This window comes from Halothece sp. PCC 7418 (genome assembly GCF_000317635.1).
GTDB lineage: Bacteria > Cyanobacteriota > Cyanobacteriia > Cyanobacteriales > Rubidibacteraceae > Halothece.
Genome location: NC_019779.1, coordinates 2158577 through 2178252, shown reverse-complemented (window position 1 = coordinate 2178252; position 19676 = coordinate 2158577). Strand labels below are relative to the sequence as shown.

14 protein-coding genes and 2 pseudogenes are annotated in these 19676 nt (G+C 41.6%); 5 read left to right on the top strand and 11 right to left on the bottom strand.

Going from position 1 to position 19676, the window contains the following annotated elements; translation table 11 throughout:
• Nucleotides 1-98 precede the first annotated feature (98 nt).
• On the bottom strand, nt 99-1679 hold the full coding sequence (locus tag PCC7418_RS09835; protein WP_015226023.1) for an alkaline phosphatase: 1581 nt from the start codon (nt 1677-1679) through the stop codon (nt 99-101).
• 170 nt (nt 1680-1849) lie between these two features.
• Between PCC7418_RS09835 and PCC7418_RS09830 the strand changes: the two genes are divergently transcribed.
• Nucleotides 1850-3562: an extracellular solute-binding protein gene (locus tag PCC7418_RS09830; RefSeq protein ID WP_015226022.1), complete on the top strand. Its 1713-nt coding sequence runs from the start codon at nt 1850-1852 to the stop codon at nt 3560-3562.
• 51 nt (nt 3563-3613) lie between these two features.
• Here PCC7418_RS09830 and PCC7418_RS09825 read toward each other — a convergent pair whose 3' ends face one another.
• Nucleotides 3614-4138: a hypothetical protein gene (locus tag PCC7418_RS09825; RefSeq protein ID WP_015226021.1), complete on the bottom strand. Its 525-nt coding sequence runs from the start codon at nt 4136-4138 to the stop codon at nt 3614-3616.
• Nucleotides 4139-4577: 439 nt separating this feature from the next.
• Here PCC7418_RS09825 and PCC7418_RS09820 point away from each other — a divergent pair, with 439 nt between their 5' ends.
• Both PCC7418_RS09820 and PCC7418_RS09815 read left to right on the top strand, forming a co-directional pair.
• Nucleotides 4578-5312, top strand: coding sequence for a hypothetical protein (locus tag PCC7418_RS09820; protein WP_015226020.1), 735 nt, complete (start codon nt 4578-4580; stop codon nt 5310-5312).
• Nucleotides 5309-6424 carry a substrate-binding domain-containing protein gene (locus PCC7418_RS09815; protein WP_015226019.1) on the top strand — a complete coding sequence of 372 codons (1116 nt, stop codon included), beginning with the start codon at nt 5309-5311 and terminating at the stop codon, nt 6422-6424. Before PCC7418_RS09820 ends, PCC7418_RS09815 begins: the two co-directional genes overlap by 4 nt.
• Before the next feature lie 336 nt (nt 6425-6760).
• Here the strand turns inward: PCC7418_RS09815 and PCC7418_RS09810 are convergent, their stop codons facing one another.
• The 4 genes from PCC7418_RS09810 to leuS all read right to left on the bottom strand — a co-directional run bounded on the left by PCC7418_RS09810 (nt 6761) and on the right by leuS (nt 12219).
• Nucleotides 6761-8293, bottom strand: coding sequence for a hypothetical protein (locus tag PCC7418_RS09810; protein ID WP_150107050.1), 1533 nt, complete (start codon nt 8291-8293; stop codon nt 6761-6763).
• Between the two features lie 65 nt (nt 8294-8358).
• Entirely contained in the window at nt 8359-8934 is a 576-nt protein-coding gene (locus PCC7418_RS09805) for a TerD family protein (RefSeq protein WP_015226017.1), read from the bottom strand.
• A 76-nt stretch (nt 8935-9010) separates the two neighbouring features.
• Nucleotides 9011-9583, bottom strand: a complete 573-nt coding sequence (locus tag PCC7418_RS09800; RefSeq protein WP_015226016.1) for a salt stress protein, Slr1339 family — start codon at nt 9581-9583, stop codon at nt 9011-9013.
• A 71-nt stretch (nt 9584-9654) separates the two neighbouring features.
• Nucleotides 9655-12219: a leucine--tRNA ligase gene (gene leuS, locus PCC7418_RS09795; protein WP_015226015.1), complete on the bottom strand. Its 2565-nt coding sequence runs from the start codon at nt 12217-12219 to the stop codon at nt 9655-9657.
• Between the two features lie 142 nt (nt 12220-12361).
• Between leuS and PCC7418_RS09790 the strand changes: the two are divergent.
• Nucleotides 12362-12933 (top strand): annotated as a pseudogene (locus PCC7418_RS09790) (hypothetical protein).
• Here PCC7418_RS09790 and PCC7418_RS09785 read toward each other — a convergent pair.
• The 5 genes and pseudogenes from PCC7418_RS09785 to PCC7418_RS20530 form a co-directional block, all read right to left on the bottom strand.
• Nucleotides 12930-14213, bottom strand: coding sequence for a cache domain-containing protein (locus PCC7418_RS09785; RefSeq protein ID WP_015226014.1), 1284 nt, complete (start codon nt 14211-14213; stop codon nt 12930-12932). The pseudogene PCC7418_RS09790 and the gene PCC7418_RS09785 overlap by 4 nt on opposite strands.
• Nucleotides 14214-14227: 14 nt before the next feature.
• Nucleotides 14228-15136 carry a cache domain-containing protein gene (locus PCC7418_RS09780; protein ID WP_171814902.1) on the bottom strand — a complete coding sequence of 303 codons (909 nt, stop codon included), beginning with the start codon at nt 15134-15136 and terminating at the stop codon, nt 14228-14230.
• A 55-nt stretch (nt 15137-15191) separates the two neighbouring features.
• Nucleotides 15192-16670 carry an ABC transporter substrate-binding protein gene (locus tag PCC7418_RS09775; protein ID WP_015226012.1) on the bottom strand — a complete coding sequence of 493 codons (1479 nt, stop codon included), beginning with the start codon at nt 16668-16670 and terminating at the stop codon, nt 15192-15194.
• A gap of 224 nt (nt 16671-16894) precedes the next feature.
• Nucleotides 16895-17688 (bottom strand): annotated as a pseudogene (locus tag PCC7418_RS09770) (ISAs1 family transposase).
• 2 nt (nt 17689-17690) lie between these two features.
• Nucleotides 17691-17846: a hypothetical protein gene (locus tag PCC7418_RS20530; protein ID WP_171814901.1), complete on the bottom strand. Its 156-nt coding sequence runs from the start codon at nt 17844-17846 to the stop codon at nt 17691-17693.
• Between the two features lie 145 nt (nt 17847-17991).
• Between PCC7418_RS20530 and PCC7418_RS09765 the strand changes: the two genes are divergently transcribed.
• Nucleotides 17992-19611 carry an adenylate/guanylate cyclase domain-containing protein gene (locus PCC7418_RS09765; RefSeq protein ID WP_015226011.1) on the top strand — a complete coding sequence of 540 codons (1620 nt, stop codon included), beginning with the start codon at nt 17992-17994 and terminating at the stop codon, nt 19609-19611.
• Nucleotides 19612-19676: the final 65 nt, after the last annotated feature.

The window sequence follows — 19676 nt, the reverse complement described above, 5'->3', positions numbered from 1 at the left end:
GAAAGATTTTTAAGGCGATTTCTCGAACAGTGACTAGCTGCGATTCCCAGTGTTGTCTTAGTTGCCAGTGTTTTAGCAAGATTGATATTTAACCAAACCTATGGACTTAACTGTGTTCCCTTCTTGCCATTTTCAACCCAGTAACTGGCAAGGGTATTGATTTGAGATTGAGGAGTTTCTACCGTATCCACACATTTGAGTTCACTGGTCCATTGTTGTTGGTTGCAGGTACATTTAACGTATCCCCGTTGACGACTCTCAAAAAATTTGATGTGAGGATTAACGGATAAATAGCTTAAGAATTGCTCATAAGGGACACCCAAGGAACTAATGGAACTGGTAACAAATTCTGAGGCGACAATTTCTGATTCAGGATTGTCAAAATCGCGCTTGAGATCGCTCACCCAAAACGAATGAATATCTCCCCCAATAAAAATGGGATTAGCAATTTTTTCCCAATGGAGAAACTCAAGCAGACGTTGACGGCTAACGGGATAGCCATCCCAACCATCCGTCCAAACTCTTACCGCTTCAGCAGAGGGCTGTTTCAACTGGGAAACTAGGTAGGGTTGGGCGATGACATTCCAATGAGTTTCTGAGGTTTTCAGCGCTTGAAACAACCATTGTTCTTGCTCCTTTCCTAAAAGACTGCGATTGGGATTATTTAGTTCTGGACAATTCCTATCGATCACTTGTCCGCCCCCTTCCCCATTATCATCACCAGCCTGATCTGAGCGATATTGTCTCCCATCCAGCAGATAAAATTGCGCTAAGTTCCCGAATTGAAAACGCCGATAGAGTTGCATGGAAGCCCCCTGTGGACGGGAAAAAGGACGTAAAGGCAAATGTTCATAGTAGGCTTGATACGCAGCCATGCGTCGCTGTAAAAACGTCTGTTTTGCCTCAAAGTTTTCCGATTCAGTATTGGCATAATCGTTTTCTACCTCATGATCGTCCCAAGTACAAATAAAGGGGAAAGCTGCGTGGGCTGCTTGCAGATCGCGATCGCGCTTGTATAAACTGTATCGCTGTCGGTAAGTGGCTAAATCACTACATTCGACTGCTGGATGTTGGCGAGGAAATCCGCGAGAGGTATTCGCTGCATATTCATAAATATAATCTCCCAAATGAATCACAAAATCGAGATCTTCGTCTGCGAGATGACGATAGGGATTAAAATAGCCCTGCTCATAATTTTGGCAGGAGACAAAGGCAAATTTGAGAGCATAGGGAGAAACTGTGGGGTCTGGAAGGGTGCGGGTGCGCCCAATGGGACTCAGTTCGTTTCCGACCTTAAACTGATACCAATACGCGCGATCGCTGCTTAAGCCCTCAACAACTACATGGACAGAATGAGCTAATTCTGGGGAAGCAATGGTTGTTCCACTAGATACAAGATTACGCATTTTGGGATCAGCTGCGATTTGCCATGAGACAATCAGATCATCAGCAATGGGCATTGTCTCAGTTACAGAATCAGAAATTAAACGAGTCCATAAAACAACACTATCGGAGGTGGGATCCCCAGAAGCAACGCCTAACGAAAAGGGATAATCGGAAAATTTAGGATGGGCAAGCGCACGGCGAGAGGCTTGTTTGGCGAGGGTCAAACTAATGATTGTGCTCACGGTCAATAAAAAATTCCGTCGTCCCATCCGAGAAGAAAAAGGATAAATCATGATTATTTTTGATTGATTGGAATTGATTAGAAAAATGCTGTTTCTGAATCATTCTATCCTCTTATTTTTTAAGATGTTTGCTTTGTAATCGGGAGTTTTTGGAAGCTACAATCCCAAGAAATAGCGATATTATGGGTGTGGTTTCATTTTTTAGCCACGGGCTTAACATTATGGGTAATTTTTCTTGGAAAGTGAGTGTTCTCATGGCAATTGGCAGTTCCTTTTTCCTTACCAGTTGTCAGTTGGTGAATGACACAAGCAGCAATGGTAACCAACAAGGATTTGAAGTTAAATTTCTCGCTGGAAGTAATTTAGAAACGTTCTGCGATCGCGCAGCCCAACGCCTGAATCAACAAAACCCAAAACTAGAAACAGGAGAACAGTTTTATCTCACTTGCGAGACCAAAGGAAGTGGGGATGTTGTCTCGGAAGTGGTCTCGTTAACGGAACAACTGAAAAACGGTAATATTGACTCCTCAGATCCCCAATTTCCCACCTTAATTTCTGTTGATGGGGAAATTTATCACGCCCAGTTACGCTATCGCGTGGAACAAATTTTTCCAGGACAAAACTATATCCCCAACATTCCCGATGCGCCATTACTGGCGAATAGCCCGATGGTGTTTATGACCACAGCCGAATTAGCCACAGACTTACGTCAACAAGAAGACTTGTTCAAAACGCTAGTTCAAGTGGATAATCATCAACAACTGGGAAATAATAGTCCCGCTTTACCCATTAACTTTGTTCACACCGCACCTACACGGTCTAATTCCGGTTTACAAACCTTAGTTGCGGAATTTGCCAGTGTTTCTGGGAAAGCCCCAGAACAAATGACTGTTGCTGATGTCCAGACTTATCAGGATCAAGTGCGAGAAATTGAAAGCAAAATTGCCCGTTATGGGACTTCTACTGGCAGTTTAGCCCAAGATATGGTCGAAAACGGCGTTTTTTGGGCATCGATCGCGTCTGTCTATGAGTCTCTAGTGATTGAAGCCAACAGCAACTCTAATAATAATACTCGCTACGAAGCCGTTTATCCCCAAGACACCTTTACCTCCAACTTACGGGCTATTGTTCCCCAAGCCCCCTGGGTCAATGAACAAGAACAAGCAGCAGCCCAACAAGTGATTGAGTTTCTACGGTCTGAGGAGATTCAAGCCATTGCAACGGATCTGGGGTTACGTCCAGGCGTACCCGGTATTCCTTTAGGAGACAAGTTTTCTCAGCAATATGGCGTTAATCCCAATGCAACTTACAATTCCTTACGTCCGCCCTCTCCCGAAGTAGTGGAAGCAATGCTTAAATCTTGGCGAGATTATGCGAAAAAGCCCTCACAGGTGGTGGTTGTTGTCGATTCTTCAGGATCAATGGCGGGATCGAAACTACCAGCTGTCCAAAGCACCTTACGGACTTATATTGAAAGTCTGGGTCCAAAAGAAAAAATTGCTTTAATTGATTTTGACAATCGCATTCAATCCCCTGTGGAAGTGGATGGAACTCCTCAAGGACAACAACGGGGAATGCAGTTTATTACAAATCTCCGTGCTGATGGCGGAACGCGGTTATATGATGCGACGTTGCAAGCCCGAAATTGGTTGCAAAATAATTACCAAGAAGATGCCATTAATGCTGTATTAATTTTGACGGATGGGGAAGATTCAGGCTCAGAAGTTTCTTTTCAACGTTTAACGCAACAATTGGAAAAAAATAGTTTTTCTTCGGATCGTCGCATTGCTTTCTTTACTGTTGGCTATGGAAAAGAGGGAGAATTTAATCCTGATGTTTTACAAAAAATGGCAGAACTAAACGGCGGTTATTATCGCAAAGGAAACCCGCAAACTCTTTCTCAGTTGATGTCTGATTTACAGCTAGAGTTTTAATAATTTTGTTCTTTGTTCTCGGTAGAATGATCAACCAACAAAAGTAATCAGTTAAGCGTTTAATGCACTTTCTTTCAGAGATTTTGTTTTCAAGAAGAGATCAAAATGAGAGCCCATGGTTAAATATTTTAAGGTCTTGTCTATCGCCGTTTGCGTTGTCGTAGAAAGATGATCATTGAGTCGATAAGTAATCGCTGGAATTAAAATCCAGTAAGCCTCTGGAACTCGATCATAAACTGCTTCGATAAATGCTAATAAGTTTTGGGGAGAGCAATCGTAACCTGTATCAAAATCGACTTCTAAATTGCGGTGTAGAAAATGTTTAATAATAATTTCTGGGTTCATGTGTTCACAGACATAATAAGAACCGATAAAAATGACAGTTCTGGCTTTTAAGATGATGGGGGCTAGGCTAGGGGTTAGCCTTTCCACATTTAGAGCCTCAACATCCTCTAAGTTTAACTTTTGAATAATTTGTGCAACTAAAGAACCGGCATAAGCGTCTCCCTGTTCAAGGCTGCCATAACCGATAATTAGGATGGGGATTTCTTTAAATGCAAGGAGAGAAGTATCCATAATTAACCAGCAAATATTATCTGTACTTTTAAGTTTAGATAATATTCCTGATGGTTTCTCAAGAGAACTTGATATTAGTAATATTTTTTGAGAAAACTTATGTATTTTTCATGATATTTTTGATATATTTCGCGAGTAATCACTTAAGTAATTGTTGAGTTATTTATCATTTGATTAGCTTCACAAATTCGGAAGTCTTTGAGAAGGGATCAAGCTCTCTTGTATCACATATCTGTCCTGAATTAAGTGTATAACATTTTTCTTTTTTCGATCTAGAAAGATCACAATGAGTTATATCAGTGATCGGATCAAAATGGGAGATTCTTTAACTCAAAGAGAGACTTCTAGTTAAATCACAAAATTCAAGCGCAAAACGTTTTCTTTTTCGAGTAAAATCATTAATGAAAGTTCCGCTTAATCCTCACTGGGAGGTTTTTAGATGAAATGGCTTGTGAATCCTCTCCATTACCCGATCGCGGTGTTGATTGGGGGAGTAGTGTTAATGGTTGGTGTGCGGTTAGTGGGTTTACCCAGCTATCTGATGATCCCCGTTTCTGGCGCGATCGCGCTGGGAGGGGCTTCTGTGCGTAAGTCACAACTCCCAGAACCGTTAATGATTGAAAACCCCGCACTCGCCAAAGAGTTAGAAGCGGTACAAAACACAGCACAAGCAGTCGCAGAAAAAGCAGAAGTCTTAAGAGAAGAAGCCGATCGCGCTTTGTCCGATACATCACTACAGTTAGACCTTTTAACCCAAGTCCAATACGCCTGCGATCGCGCGAAAGAACTACCCACCCAGATTGAAACCCTCGCCCGTAAATTTCAAGGGTCTGATTCTTTATTATCCATCTCGGAATTAGAAAATCAACTCGCCGATCTTCAAAGCAAATTATCTCAAAGTTCAGGTGCATCCCGTCAGCAGTTACAATCTTTGCAAGAAAGCCTCCAGCGCAATATTCGCTTAGCCCAACAAGGAGAAGACGCACGACAAGCACAAGTGATTTCCCTCAACACTTCGATCCAAAACTTAGCAGGAGTATTGCAACAGCTACAAAATAAGTTACGCCGTGCGGATTTAGCGGATGTCGAACAAGTGACGGAACTGCAAAATTTAAGTGAAGAACTGAGTAGTTTACAAGAAAACGTGGATATCTTAACTCATCAAGGATCATGACTTCGACTCGCGCCAATCAACAACAAAAGAATACTTGGATTTCGATCGCGATTATTCTGGCTTCTCTGGGAATCAGCTATATTCCCTTACCAGGTGTGAAGAAAACGGTCGTTGTCGTCAGTGGAACAGAATTACAAGACCCTCTAGAAGCCCTAGAAAGCCAATTTGAACAAGCCCATCCCCAAATTAATCTAGAATTAAAGTTTCAGGGATCGCAAGATATGGTCAACAACTACATTGACCAGAAAAATGAGTTTGACCCAACGGTGTTGATTCCCGCCAATGGTAAGATTCTAGACCAATTAGAACAACGTTGGTCGGGAGACGGGGAAGCCTTTTATGAAACCCCCAGCGCGATCGCGAAAACCATGCTGGTGGGGGTTGCTTGGAAAGATCGCGGACAGATTTTATTTCCCTCGGGGCGATTTGATTGGGATCGCTTAGAAAATGCGATGCAGCAACGGAATTGGGGCGCGATCGGCGGATCACCCCCATGGGGAAGTTTTGATTTTATTATGACCAATCCCACACGGTCTAACAGTGGTCAACTGACCCTGAGTTTATGGGCGCAGTCTCAAACGGGGGAGTCTCTATCCCAAGCATTACGACAATCAGAGACAGAATCCTTATTTGCATTAGTGAAACGGTCTGTTTATTTACCGCCTCGTTCAACAGATATTCTGCTACAAGAATTTATCGCTAGAGGACCCAATGATGCAGATGTCGCCACCGTTTACGAGAGTATTGCGTTACATCGGTGGGAACAAGCCCAAACCACCCGCAATCAAACTTACCAGATTTATTATCTCGATCCGACCATTGAAACTGTTTCCACTGCGGGAATCGTTCGTCGCAATGTTGATCGCAGAACCGCAGATGCAGCAAAAACGTTTATTGATTTTCTCAGAAAACCCGAACAACAAGCCATTTTTATTCAATATGGCTTTCGCCCTGCAATTTCTGGAATGGATCTCAGTGGAGTGACAAATAGCCCTTGGGGAAACAATATTCCAGGTGCAGCAGTCAATCCTCAAAATCAAGTTTTATCCACACCCAACGCCCAAGACTTAGCTGAGATTCAACGGTTATGGCAAAGAGTCGTTTCTAATTGATACACATTATATATAGCACTTCCCAATCTCATGAGGTACATTCTAAATTTTGGTTCTTTGTTCTTTGTTTTTTGTTCTTCGTTCTTCGTTCTTTGTTCTTTGTTATTTGTTGGTTGTTAATCAATGAACCACGAACCATGAACCATGAACATCCACCGACTCGCATTACGTACCTCAACCAACTAGGAAACGCTATAGCAGATCTAATTCTTATGTAAAAAGTTAATGGTTCTTCGACAGTAGCTATGATAGAAAAATCTTAGAATAAGGCAACTTGCCTCTTGCCTTACTAAACCAACCAATGGACTTTTTCAGCAAGCCCTAGATAAGACTTGACTACAAATCTTCTCGGGTTTCCACTGCAGTTAATTGAGATTGTAGATGACTTAATCTTGCTTTTAGAGCTTGATTTTCTTCAGTTTGACGCTGGGCGAGAGAGTCTAAAAGGTCAGTGAGTTGTTTTAGGTAATCATGAAAATGGTTAATTTTTGCTTCTATAATAGAAGAAGTGATACTTTCTCCATCTTGCGAAAAGGATCGGTTTTGAAGAGTAGTAAAGTGTTGTTTAATCTGAGAAATTTGTCTGTCTAAATCCCCTTGTTTTTGGCGAGTTTGTTCTAAGGATTGCTTGATTGTTTCGACTTCTTTTAAATTAACGGGAGACTGGTTTTCCGAAATTACTGATTCTAGGGTGTGATGAAGTTGTTCTATTTTAGTTTGAAAAGATTTCTTTTCTTCAGCTTGACGTTTAACCACCGAGTCTAATAATTGAGTCACTTGTTTTAAATAAGACTGTAATCGTTCAATTTCCTGATCAATGGAAGTGTTATTCCTTCGCTCAGATGTATTTTCTTGAAGTTGTTGCGCTAAGGTCTGATAGTCAGTTTTCAGTTGAGAAATTTCGTTAGTGAGTTGTGTTTGTTGCTGCTGATTTTCTTGGACTAATTGATGAATAGTATCTAACTCAGTTTGCGAATCCCAGTTAATTTGTTCGCGGAGACTTTCTAGATCTTCTCGGAATTGTTCTATGGCTTTTTGATAATAGTCATTTTCTTCCCTTTGACGTTGATTGAGCAAGTTGAAAGTCTCGGTCATTTCTTCAATCTGATTTTGTAACTGTCGAACGTCTTCATTTGAAGATTGACGGGTTGCGACTTCAGTTTTTTGATTTAATTCTTCTCGCAGTTGTGATACTTCTTCCTTAACAGTGGCTAAACTTTCTTTTAATTCTATTGCAACCTCTTGATCATTTTGATGTTGTTTATTTTGCAGTTGATGAAGATAACTCAATCTTTCGTTTGTTTGCTGGAGGGAATACTCCCAAGCATCATCTCTTGAATCCTGATGGACTTGATTACTCAACTCGGTCACGCTTTGAGATAAGGTTTCTTGGACTTGGGAAAGATGATTAAAGTCGGTAATTAATTGCTCTTGGGTGACAGCAATTTTTTGCATCTGAGTGTTAAGATTATTCTGCTTTTCTCGCAGGGGTTGAACTTGACTTAATTCAGCAATAATTTCTTCAAGGGTTTGTGTATTTTGCGCGTTTGTTTCTCGGAAATCAATTAAAAAGTCTTGCCATTCTTCAATTTGCTTCTGTAACTTCCAAAGATTAATTTGTTGATTTTCTTCCTCTGCTTGACAATTTTGAATTAGACTTTCTAGTTTTTGAAATTGCTGTTGCTGCGATCGCTGCTGATGATTTTGATTGATTTGATTCAGAATGATCGTCAGCGCGATCGGAATTAATCCCCAGACCACTTGCTGTGTCTGAATAGAAATAATTATTCCCGCAACGATAACAATCAGCAAACCCGTCTCCAGTAACTTGAGCCAACGCTGTCCTTTAGAAACTCCATTTTTCATCATTCATCCCCAGCCAATAGATTGATTTTTACCCTAAAAATCCCCCTCAAAAAAGGGGGATCTAAAACTTAACTATAGCGGTTTAAAATAGTCTGTAATCCGCCTTCGTAACCTTCACCCACTGCACTCATCCGCCATTGTCCATCTTTCTTATACAATTCTCCCATAATCATTGCCGTTTCAATGGAATAGTCTTCTGTTAAGTCATAGCGAAGCACTTCTTCTTTTGTTTTAACATCCACTAAACGAACAAACGCATTGCTCACTTGTCCAAAATTTTGTCCCCGCTTTTCTGCATCATAAATGGTGACCACAAAGGTAATTTTTTGTACGTCTTCTGGAACTTTTTTCAAATTAATAATAATGACCTCATCATCTCCTTCTCCCGCACCCGTGAGGTTATCCCCCATGTGCTCTACAGAATGATCAGGATCGGGACTTTTCAGATTATTATAAAAAACTAAATGGTTATCGGAAAGGAGTTTTTCATCTTCACCGAGAAGAAAAACGGAAGTATCTAAATCAAAATCACTTCCAGTATCGGTTTGATTGACATCCCAACCTAAACCGACAAAAACAGCTTCTAAACCAGGAGAAACTTTTTCCAGCGAAACCCGTTGTCCTTTCTGTAAAGAAATTCCCATATTTAACCTCTTTTGACTCACTTAATATCTGTTGGAATTACTGTTTAGTTTAACAAAAACGATCGCGCTGACTCTTTCAACCCGAATCATCTTCTAAGACCGCAAGATAATCCACAGCAGCCTCTAAGCGAGAGGGATAACCTTCCGCAAACTCTTCAAACCAAAACCCCTCCTCGGAATAGGGATCAAGAGTTTCCAGCCAAGTTTGAGCTTTCTGAGTTAAATACTTCCGTTTTTTCTGTTTCTGTTGTTCTGCTTTTAATATTTCTTCGCGATTACGCTGATAATCATCTTCGTATTGCTCTTTTTTCTGGGTTTGATGTTGTGCTTTCAAAGACCCCAGCAACTCATCTGTTTTAGAATCACTTTTTTGAGAAGAGGAAGCCTTTTGCTGTTGCTGATAACGAGATTTGATATCTGCAAATAAATCTTCGTTACTTTCTTGAGACTCGGAAGATGAAGTTTTGAATTTAGATTTTAGCTCTTCTAAAGGAGAGTTTTCAGACCCCTTATTCTGAGATTTTTCTTGATACTGAGACTTCAGATCAGCAAGCCGATCATGATCATCACTTGTATCAGACTTTTGCTGAAACTGAGATTTGACCTCATTCAATAAATGATCGGTGGAATCAGAATTTTCCTGAGACATAAAGTGTTCTTTTTGTTGTCAAGTCTGATGGGAGAAATAACCCTTTCTCCCAACCGTAACACTTGAGTTGTTTAAACCACAAAATTAACTAACTTTCCAGGAACAACAATCACTTTTTTCACCTCTTTTCCTTCTAAGTAACGTTGGGCTGCATCAGACTCCCGCGCATAGGTTTCCAACTCCTCACGACTGGCGTTAGCGGGGACGGGAATCGTTCCACGGGTTTTTCCTTTAATTTGAATGACCAAATTAATCTCATCGACAGTTAACGCATCAGGATCAGCTTCTAACCAAGTTTGATGATGAACCGAGTCTTCATTTCCGAGGGCGTGCCACAATTCTTCTGTGAGGTGGGGAGCAAAGGGCGCAAGTAATTTCACTAAGGCTTCGATTCCTTCTTGATAAACCGAAGAATCTTTGCATTTTGCCTCATTCAGCGCGTTATTCAGTTTCATTAACTCAGAAACTGCGGTATTAAACTGATAATCGCCCTCTAAGTCTTCAGAAATCGATTTGATGGCGGTATGAATTGCACGGCGTAAGTCTTTTTCCTCTTTCGAGAGATTGTTGTTATCTTTTGATTGCACTTCGCAAGCGCGATCGACAAATTCCATCACCAACCGCCACACTTTATTCAAAAAGCGGAATTGTCCTTCCACATCTGCACTATCCCACTCTAAATCTTTTTCGGGTGGGGCTTTGAATAAGATAAACATTCGTGCGGTATCTGCGCCATATTTATCTAAAACTTCTAACGGATCAACGCCGTTATATTTTGACTTCGACATCTTCTCAAAGAAGACCGACAGTTCATCCCCTGTATTAGGGTCTTTCGGATCATCCGCATTTACCTCTTGGGGAGGGATGTATTTTCCTGTTTGAGGGTTTTTATAAGTAATCCCTTGTACCATTCCTTGAGTGAGTAAGCGTTGGAAGGGTTCGTCACAATTCAAAAGTCCGCGATCGCGCAAGACTTTCGTAAAGAAACGAGAGTACAATAAATGGAGGATAGCGTGTTCAATTCCCCCCACATATTGATCCACAGGCATCCAATCATTTACCTTATCCTGATCAAAGACCTCTTCGCTATTGTTCGCATCCGTGTAGCGGAGGAAATACCAAGACGAATCAATAAAAGTGTCCATGGTATCGGTTTCTCGTTTTGCGGGTTCGCCACAAGAAGGACAAGGAACATTTAACCAGCTTTCCAGTTGCGTGAGAGGAGACCCGCCACGCCCTGTAAATTCTACGTTTTCAGGAAGTTCCACGGGTAAATCTTCATCAGGTACGGGAACCGCCCCACAACTAGGACAATGGATAATGGGAATAGGCGCACCCCAATAGCGTTGACGAGAAATCAACCAATCGCGCAGGCGGTACTGAATGCGGGCTTTTCCCCAACCTTGTTTTTCTGCATAGTCAATAATGGCTTGTTTCCCTTCCACTGAGTTCATCCCGTTAAACCCATCGGAATTAATCATTGTTCCTGCTTCAGTGTAGGCGTTTTCTAACTTGTCGCTGGGGTCTTCTCCTTCGGGAACAATCACCTGTTTAATGGGAAGCTGGTTTTGGCTTGCAAACTGAAAATCTCGCGCATCATGGGCGGGAACTCCCATCACGGCACCGGTTCCATATTCATAGAGAACATAATCCGCGATTAAAATCGGGATTTCTTCACCTGTGAAGGGGTTAACCGCTTTTCCGCCTGTGGGAATACCGCGTTTCGGTTTATCTTCGGCGGTGCGTTCTAGTTCGCTTTCATTACTGACTTCTTCAATAAAGGCTTCTACCGCCTCTTTTTGGTCAGTTGTCGTGACCTGTGGGGTGAGGGGGTGTTCAGGTGCGAGAACCACATAAGTCACCCCATAAACCGTATCTGGACGGGTGGTAAAGACACCAATTTTATCCTCTCTTCCGATGATCGGAAATTCCAGATAAGCCCCGACCGATTTTCCGATCCAGTTTTCTTGCATCAGTTTCACGCGATCGGGCCATCCAGACAGTTTTTCTAAATCATTGAGGAGTTCTTCTGCATATTCCGTAATTTTCAAAAACCACTGTTTGAGAAGTTTTCGTTCCACTTTCGCCCCACTGCGCCACGATCGTCCTTCGCCATCGACTTGTTCATTGGCGAGAACCGTTTGATCAATTGGATCCCAGTTTACCGCCGACTCTTTCTGATAGGCGAGTCCCCCTTGGAAAAACTGGAGAAAAATCCATTGCGTCCATTTATAGTAATCTGGGGAACAAGTAGCGACTTCCCGACTCCAGTCTAAAGATAACCCCAGTTGCTGGAGTTGTTTTTTCATTTGCTGAATATTCTGATTTGTCCATTGTGCCGGATGAACACCACGGTCAATGGCTGCATTTTCCGCAGGTAAACCAAACGCATCCCAGCCCATGGGATGAAGCACCCGATATCCTTGCATCCCCCGCCATCGCGCCATAACATCGGTGATCACATAGTTGCGAACATGACCCATGTGGAGGTTTCCTGAGGGATAGGGAAACATGGAAAGCGCGTAAAATTTCGGTTTACTTTGGTCTTCGTCCGCTTCGTCCGCTTTGGTTTCTAACCAGTATTGTTGCCATTTGGGTTCGATGTCGGCGGGGTTATATCTGGATGCACTTACCATGGTTTGCAACTTATCTTCAATGATTTCAGCATTTTCACATTTTAAAGCAAGATCGACTCCAACAGTACCATCACTGTTGTTTGTGAATCGCCAATGGTAGCATTAAATAGAGATAGCGATTTACTACCTCACTAATGAAACTATGGAAATCGGAAAATACTTGTCTTTAGAAGCCTTTTGTACTTGTAGCCAAACTTATCAAAAATATCAAGATAAAATTAACCCCTATCCCCAATCTTCAGAAAGTATTACGGCGATCAAGAACTTAAACACTTATATTATTGACCCCATCATTGATCACTTTGGACTAGAAAACTTTCGACTCACTTACGGATTTTGCTCAACTAATTTAAAGCATTTTTTAACTAAAAAAATCCGAAGACAGGACGAAGAAACGGTCGCGTTGACCCCATACGCGATCAGCACATGGCCCATGAACTTAATCGTAATAAGAATTACTATTGTAAACGGTTAGGGGCAGCTTGTGATTTTATGATTTTAAATGTTGAGAGCGAAAAAGTTATTGATTGGATCGTTTCTATTCCCCTCCCTTTTGATTCTATTTATTATTATGGTTTGACTAGCACGGGCCACTCTCGCCCCATTCATATTAGTTATGGTCCTGAAAATAAGCAAGCAATTTGGGCTTTTACCGAGAAAGGAACACCGACTCGCAAAGGAACAGAAAAATGGCAGAAACAATTGGCAACTTAATCGGATTTGGACTGACTCTTTGAGGAATTACGTTTTCGTAGGGATTTTGCTTTATTTTCTAAATCTTGAAAGAAATCTGTTTCTACAATCTCTTTGACTTGTTTGGCTTTTTTCTTGTGGTCAATTTCAATACGGAGTTCGGTAACTCTTTGTTGTAACTTTTCCTCACGTTCGTAAACTTTATCCGCCATCTGCTCAAAGACGGTCGCTAAATGACCCAACTCATCTAAACGGGATTGAATTGGTTTCAGCCCTGATAATATAAACTTTCCATTCTCAATGTCTTGGGCTGCTGTGGTTATGGTTAAAATCGGTTTGGCAATTTGACGAGCCAGTAAATACACTAACACTAGCATTAAAGTAGCGACACCAATGCCAATATAAATAATTTCTCGGGCTAATCTTACCGCCGGTTGAAAGGCTTCCTTTTGAGACATTTCTGCAATTAAAGCAACACCACTGCGTTCCACCCATTCATAGACTCCAATCACAGGTACTCCCTTATAATTTTGATACAACCCGCGATCGCTCTCGCCATTCATTGCTAAATTAATGCCCTTACTACTGATCTCCTCGGTGTTATCAGATAACTCAGTAACCGATTCCTGTCCTGCAATCAAGCGATTCTCACCACCAACCCGATACACTAAATACGTTTCGCCACTTTCTCCCAGTCCCGTTCGTTCTCGAATCAAGTTATCAATGGCATCTAAATTTAATGTCATTGCCAGCACTGCCTTACGATTACCCTGAGCATCTAAAATAGGGGTTGCTAGAGAAATCGTCGATTGTCCAGTTTGAGGAGACTGATAAATGGTTGGGATCACATTGGACTCATTTCGTTCAAAATAGGTTGTTGTATTCCCCAATCCCAAATACGTTCCTTCAAGGTCATTATTGGTGGAAAGTAAAACAATTCCCCCTTTCGTTAGAATCGATACTTCTTCAATGTCAGGCTGCAGATCAACCACTCGCTCATAAAACTGATCTAGAGATTTTTCAGGTTCTTTCTCGGTTGTGTCATTCAATTGTTTGACAATGGTTTTTGTCTTGGGTAACTCAGCAAGTAAGATCGCTTCTCGACGTTGATTATTAAACCACTGTTCTAACTCATAGTTCCTCAGCGCAACGGCAACATTAAGGCGCTCGAATAAAGAATTGGTGAGATAAAATTTAGCTCGGTTGTAAGCGGTAAAGGCAACAATTGAAACTGTCACTAAAGACAGTAAATAAAAAGAACCAACCAGTTGAAAGAGTAAACTTTTTCGCAAAAATTTCATTAAAATTATCCTACTTATTGCTGTGACGAATGATCCTGTGGGTAAGGAACTGCTTGTGAAGATTGAGTAATCGTGATGATGCTCGGTTGAATCAGATACAGAAATAGTGAGATTACAGCAGTTAAACTTAAACCAACACCATAAATCCAAGCAACAGACTGTCTTGCTGAGCGAAAAACACTATGTCGTCCAAGAATCGCGCGATCAATGCCAAAACTATTAATGCTCTGATCAGATGAAGCGGATGATTGGGATTGAGCAACCAATTCATTTTCCACAGGAGAAATGCGACCGACTAAATAGGTTTCTAATGCTGATCGGATTTCAGGTGGAACATTATTTGAGTAAGGAGATTGACGAACGCGCTGGTTCAATGCATCTAAATCCAAATCAACTGCTAAAAAACCAATGCGTTCTCCTTCCTCATTGATGAGAGGAGTGGCAAACGTAATCATGGGCACACCATCAATGGAAGAAGCATAGAAGTTGGGAACGAACTGAGTCAAGTTATTAGGGGAGAGGTAAGTACTACTGTTTTGAATGGGTTGATATTGCCCTTGTTTTGATTGATCTGTGGCATAAACAATAATACTACTATGATTCAATAGTGCAACCGAATAACGGCGAGAAAATAAATCTAAATCGCTTAAAAGGGTTTCTATTTGCTGAGATTGTTGGGAACTTACCTCACCTGCCTCCAAGCTCTCGGCAAGAATGGGAGATTCACTGAGAATTTGAGAGGATTTTAGAACCATCTGTTTTTGATTGCTAAACCATCGATTCAATTGTTCTTCTTTCACATCAGAAACATTGTCCAATTGTTTCAAAGTGGGTGCAACAATACGCTGACGCAAAGAAACATAAACCAGAAAAGCAGTAATGCTGGTTGCTGTGAGTGCAAGCCAAGGAAACCATGCAATCAAAAGTCTAATTCGTTCATTCCACTTCGTATTCGGTGACAAGGGCAAGTGCATTTAACTATTCCCACTCTTCAAAAATAAGATTAATTTCATCAATTGCTTCCTCCGCAGCTTCAGCAGGAGAAACCCCATCTTGGACAATACTGACCAAGGCTTTCCCCCAAATTTGATTGGTTTGTACTTCGCCATAAGCTGGATTGAGCTTGGTATATGGCGAGCGAGTGCGTTCAAAATAATCTGCAGAAGCAGAAATATGTGGATCTGAGGGATCATTCCAAAATGGGTCGCTAATCAGGTCAGACATCACGGGGAAAAAGCGACCTTGTGATCCCTTGTTGAATTTACCCAACACTTCTGGTTGAATTAAATAGGAGACTAAATCTTTGGCTGCCTGCAGTTGGTTTGTATCCTTAGGAATCACCATCTGTTTGGTTGATACAATATAGCGCATAGGATCACCACTGGGTTTCTGGGGCCACTCCATGGTAACCATATCCTCTTGGTAAGTTGAGGGGGCTTGGCGTTGTGAACCAGGAATAGAAAGGGTTGCGTTAACTGTCATTAACAACCGCCGACTGAGAAAAGCAACATTGTTATCTGGATCAGACCAGTTCACGGCATTGGGTGGAACATAACCTTGTTTATAAAAGTTGGTGACTTGAGACAAGACCTGAGTTAATTGGTTGATACCGTTTGGGTTATTTAAAATAAATTGACCATTTCCATCTAAAACTCTAACATCATAGGCTTCTAGCATTTGCTCAAAAAAATAGTGGGTATCTGTCGCTGCTGGTGACATCGGTAAACCTAACCCATAAATGGTCTTTCCATTTTCCTGATCAACCTCACTTTGACGATTGACCCAGAATTGCCAAAAAGCATTCCAATCTTGAGGAATATTTTCTGGATCACTCAGGCCTGTTTTTTCTAACAGACTGCGCCAATAATGAACGTAAAATGCGTTTTGGGCGATGGGGACGGCATAAAAGCTACGATTATTATCCGCTTGATTAAAGTAAGTAACACTTTCTAAGGCTTCTGGAACAAACTGGTCTTGAACGGGCTCGATCATATCAGTTGTATCCGCTAATTTTCCTTCCCAAGCCAAACGGGGAGCGAGCCCAAAATCTAGGGTATAACCATAGATGATATCAGGTAAACTCCCTGAACTGAGGGCACTTTGGGTTTGCTGCGTGAGATCTTTTTCACTGAAAAATTGTAGATTAATCTTGGTATCAGATTCTGCCGACCATGAGCGAACCGCATCACGAATGGCATTGGTCTCTTCGGGATAATAGCCTTCACTCCACCACACTTCTAACGTCTCATCATTGACCTGATTTGCCAAGTTGTTGAAATTGGGAGTGAATCCGTCGCAAGCCACAACTAAACTAAACATCGCGATCGCGAGCAGGATTTTCGACGGTTGTCGCGGTCGCTTGGGAAAATAACGAACAACAACTTTAAACGTCTCCACCATGGGATTCTGGCGTAACCTGCGACTCAGATAACGGATGATTTTGTGATCATTCATCATGAGAATTGACTTCCCTCTACTTAATTCTAAAAACTGGCATCATTAGCAAAATGCTGATCAATGGTCATCGATTACTGTTTAATTTTAGAGGTGAGCGTTGCCAGTGATCGTCCTGATTTACCATCTGGAAAATCCCCATAACCATAGGCAGGGCTGTTTCATTCTATCAAAATAGGCAACAGCGAAAGCCTGTTGCCTAGCCATCTTCGGGCTTCGGTAATTGATCAAAAGCCTAATAGTCTGAAAAGATTCATCCCAATTGTTCTTAAAACTGAGAAGTTAACTGCTGTCTCCAAATGGTGTATTGCCGATGAATCCTCCTTAAAGATCACATCTTTTACCCAATGTAGCTGATTCTCGATCGTCCAATGTCCTTGAATTTGTTTGCTAAACTTTTTAGATGTTTGATAATAACTACTCAAATAATAAACAATTTGATGATAGGGTTTCTGCTTTCGATTGCCTTTTCTTTCCACTTTGATAAAATACTGACTCCCTTGCCAGATTTGTTGAATAGTTTTGGGAACTTTAAAGACCGACACTTGACGATTAACTGGTCTTCCGTGACTCGTTTCTGTATAAATGCATTCTTGAATAGGAACAGTTATTTGAGGAATTTCTTCTAACTGTTTATACAATTCAGGCTGGTTTTTTTGACAGCAATCAAATAATCATTATTCGACTCATTAATCCCTTGAACAGTTTCTTTTTGACAGTGAACAGCATCGAGAGTAAAGACTTGATTCTCTAATGGTAGATTTTTTACCATGTCTTGAACACAGTGAATTTCTGAAGTCTTTTTGTTTTCCAATTTTTCGAGGGCTAAAACTAACCCACTTTCCTGAGAAAACCAAGAAACAATTGAAGCAAAATTTTGCTTATTCCCAAAAGAATCCGTCAAGGTTGACCGAATACTTTTACCGTCAATTGATATGCAATCAGTATTTTTATATTTAGGAATTAATTCCCTTGCCCATTGGTTGAAAACGTTAATTAGGTTATCATTTTCTACTCCCATCATCACCCTTTTGAGCGAGGAACGACAACCATCCTGCGATAACCTCTACTGTGGCTGCGACGAATTTCATTGAGACTGGCAATTCCCACCGCCAGCATTGTATTGATTCCACCACTGCCATAACGACCTTCATAGGGGCGAATGTATTTGTTGATCACCCTCGATATTTTGCTATAATCCAAGGATTATTAACAGTTGCCGAAACTGGCGTAACCAGAAATGAAATCCCGATCTCTAGCAGAAACATATCAAATCATATTGACACACTTGTTCTAAAACATATCCAGTGGTCTGATCAAATTTATGTCGCTTCCTGAGTCTTTAGTTTCCCAAGAAGCTCAATTGAGAATTCAGTTGCCTGCTACGTTGCAAGCTCGTTTATGGATGCAGCCAACTGAGTCAACGCTACTAGCCGTGATCAAGCACCTCCGAACCTTAGAACATTTACTGTTTCACTATTTACCTTTGAGTGTCACCGAGCGTCTGCCTCAACCCGGAGAGCTCAATTGGCAGTGGCAAACAGGGACACTGATGTTTACCGATTTGGCTGGATTTACCTCTTTAACCCAAAGCTGCAGCCAGCAAGGAGCAGTGGGATCTCGCTTTCTGGCTCAGTTACTGAATACTTATTTTTCTCGCACGATTGATATTATCAATGCTTCCGAAGGAGACTTGCTGGAATTTACGGGGGATGCCACTTTGGTTCAATTTGATGATCTTAATTCAGAACGAGCGACTACCAAGGCAATACGAGCAGGGTTGAGGTTACAGCGAATGATGATGGAATTCGACGCGATCGCGGTTGGCGCTGACTCCCATCCCTTGGGCATGCGCATTGGCATTCATAGTGGTCACTTTTTTAGTGCAGATGTTGGAACTCCGATGCGGATGATGCGCATTTTACTCGGTGCTGCGGTCCGTCAGACGAAAAAAACCGAAGGATCAGGGGTTGTTGGGCGGGTTTGTGTGACTGAAGAAACGGCTCAGTCTGTCCAAGATTACTTTCACTTCCTTCCTCATCAATCGGGGTATTGTTTGGTTGAAGATGATCTCACCAGTTCTGCTTTAGGTCGATTTGAAATTACACCGCGACGACGTCGGAAAGGGAGTTTACTCCTGAATAAGACAGAAGAGGAGATGATCCGAGAAATTCAGCATTTGGTCATGAAAACGACTCCTTTGAGCAGTTATATCGCACCTCCTGTTTTAAAGTTGCTGGTAGAAAATGCACGCGATCGCGCGATTCCCCCGACTCTCTCGGGAGCGACTGTGTTGTTTATCAATCTTCTCGGGCTTCCTGAAGCGATTGATGCGGTCACTTGCCAACAGGAAGAGCAACAGCTTATGGAAAGTCTATCCTATTTATTCGCGCAGATTAATGCTTTAGTGGAAGCCAAAGATGGTTTTTTGCAAAATTGGACTTACCATCTTTACTCCGATATTCTGATTTATTTTGGTGTTCCCACCTCTCGCACTGATGATTCTATCCGCGCTGTCACTGTTGCTACTCAGGCTCTCGAACTCATTTCTCAGTTGCCAACAGTTACCCTTGGCGATCACAGTATTCAAGTGCAGTGTCAAATGGGATTAGCCTGGGGAACTGTCTTTGCTGGGGAACTTGGTCAGTCTCACAGTCGCCGTGATTACAATGCCCTTGGCGCACCAGTCAATCGTGCTGCTTATGTGATGACCCAAACTCCCCCCAACAAAATTTGGATGACCACAGCAGTGGTGGAACGTCTCCAATTTGAACAAGACTTACTCAATATTGATGAGTTAGCCTTTACTTATCAACAAATCACAAAGCTCAAACTCAAGGGGAGTGAGCACTTAACTCCTATTTTTGAAGTGATTCCTCATCGTTCGGATTTTATGGACAAATATCCAACATCCTTCTTGAGAGGTAACAAGGAGTTACTCTAAAGTGATAACGCTAACATAGTCTCCTGAAATTATCTATAATTTTTTCCCCTTTCCCACAACTTCAC

What these genes read in the sequence shown, in the direction of transcription:
- PCC7418_RS09835 (WP_015226023.1), bottom strand. Translation starts at nt 1,679, where the DNA reads ATGATTTATCCTTTTTCTTCTCGGATGGGACGACGGAATTTTTTATTG.
- PCC7418_RS09830 (WP_015226022.1), top strand. Translation starts at nt 1,850, where the DNA reads ATGGGTAATTTTTCTTGGAAAGTGAGTGTTCTCATGGCAATTGGCAGT.
- PCC7418_RS09825 (WP_015226021.1), bottom strand. Translation starts at nt 4,138, where the DNA reads ATGGATACTTCTCTCCTTGCATTTAAAGAAATCCCCATCCTAATTATC.
- PCC7418_RS09820 (WP_015226020.1), top strand. Translation starts at nt 4,578, where the DNA reads ATGAAATGGCTTGTGAATCCTCTCCATTACCCGATCGCGGTGTTGATT.
- PCC7418_RS09815 (WP_015226019.1), top strand. Translation starts at nt 5,309, where the DNA reads ATGACTTCGACTCGCGCCAATCAACAACAAAAGAATACTTGGATTTCG.
- PCC7418_RS09810 (WP_150107050.1), bottom strand. Translation starts at nt 8,293, where the DNA reads ATGATGAAAAATGGAGTTTCTAAAGGACAGCGTTGGCTCAAGTTACTG.
- PCC7418_RS09805 (WP_015226017.1), bottom strand. Translation starts at nt 8,934, where the DNA reads ATGGGAATTTCTTTACAGAAAGGACAACGGGTTTCGCTGGAAAAAGTT.
- PCC7418_RS09800 (WP_015226016.1), bottom strand. Translation starts at nt 9,583, where the DNA reads ATGTCTCAGGAAAATTCTGATTCCACCGATCATTTATTGAATGAGGTC.
- leuS (WP_015226015.1), bottom strand. Translation starts at nt 12,219, where the DNA reads ATGGTAAGTGCATCCAGATATAACCCCGCCGACATCGAACCCAAATGG.
- PCC7418_RS09785 (WP_015226014.1), bottom strand. Translation starts at nt 14,213, where the DNA reads ATGAAATTTTTGCGAAAAAGTTTACTCTTTCAACTGGTTGGTTCTTTT.
- PCC7418_RS09775 (WP_015226012.1), bottom strand. Translation starts at nt 16,670, where the DNA reads ATGATGAATGATCACAAAATCATCCGTTATCTGAGTCGCAGGTTACGC.
- PCC7418_RS09765 (WP_015226011.1), top strand. Translation starts at nt 17,992, where the DNA reads ATGTCGCTTCCTGAGTCTTTAGTTTCCCAAGAAGCTCAATTGAGAATT.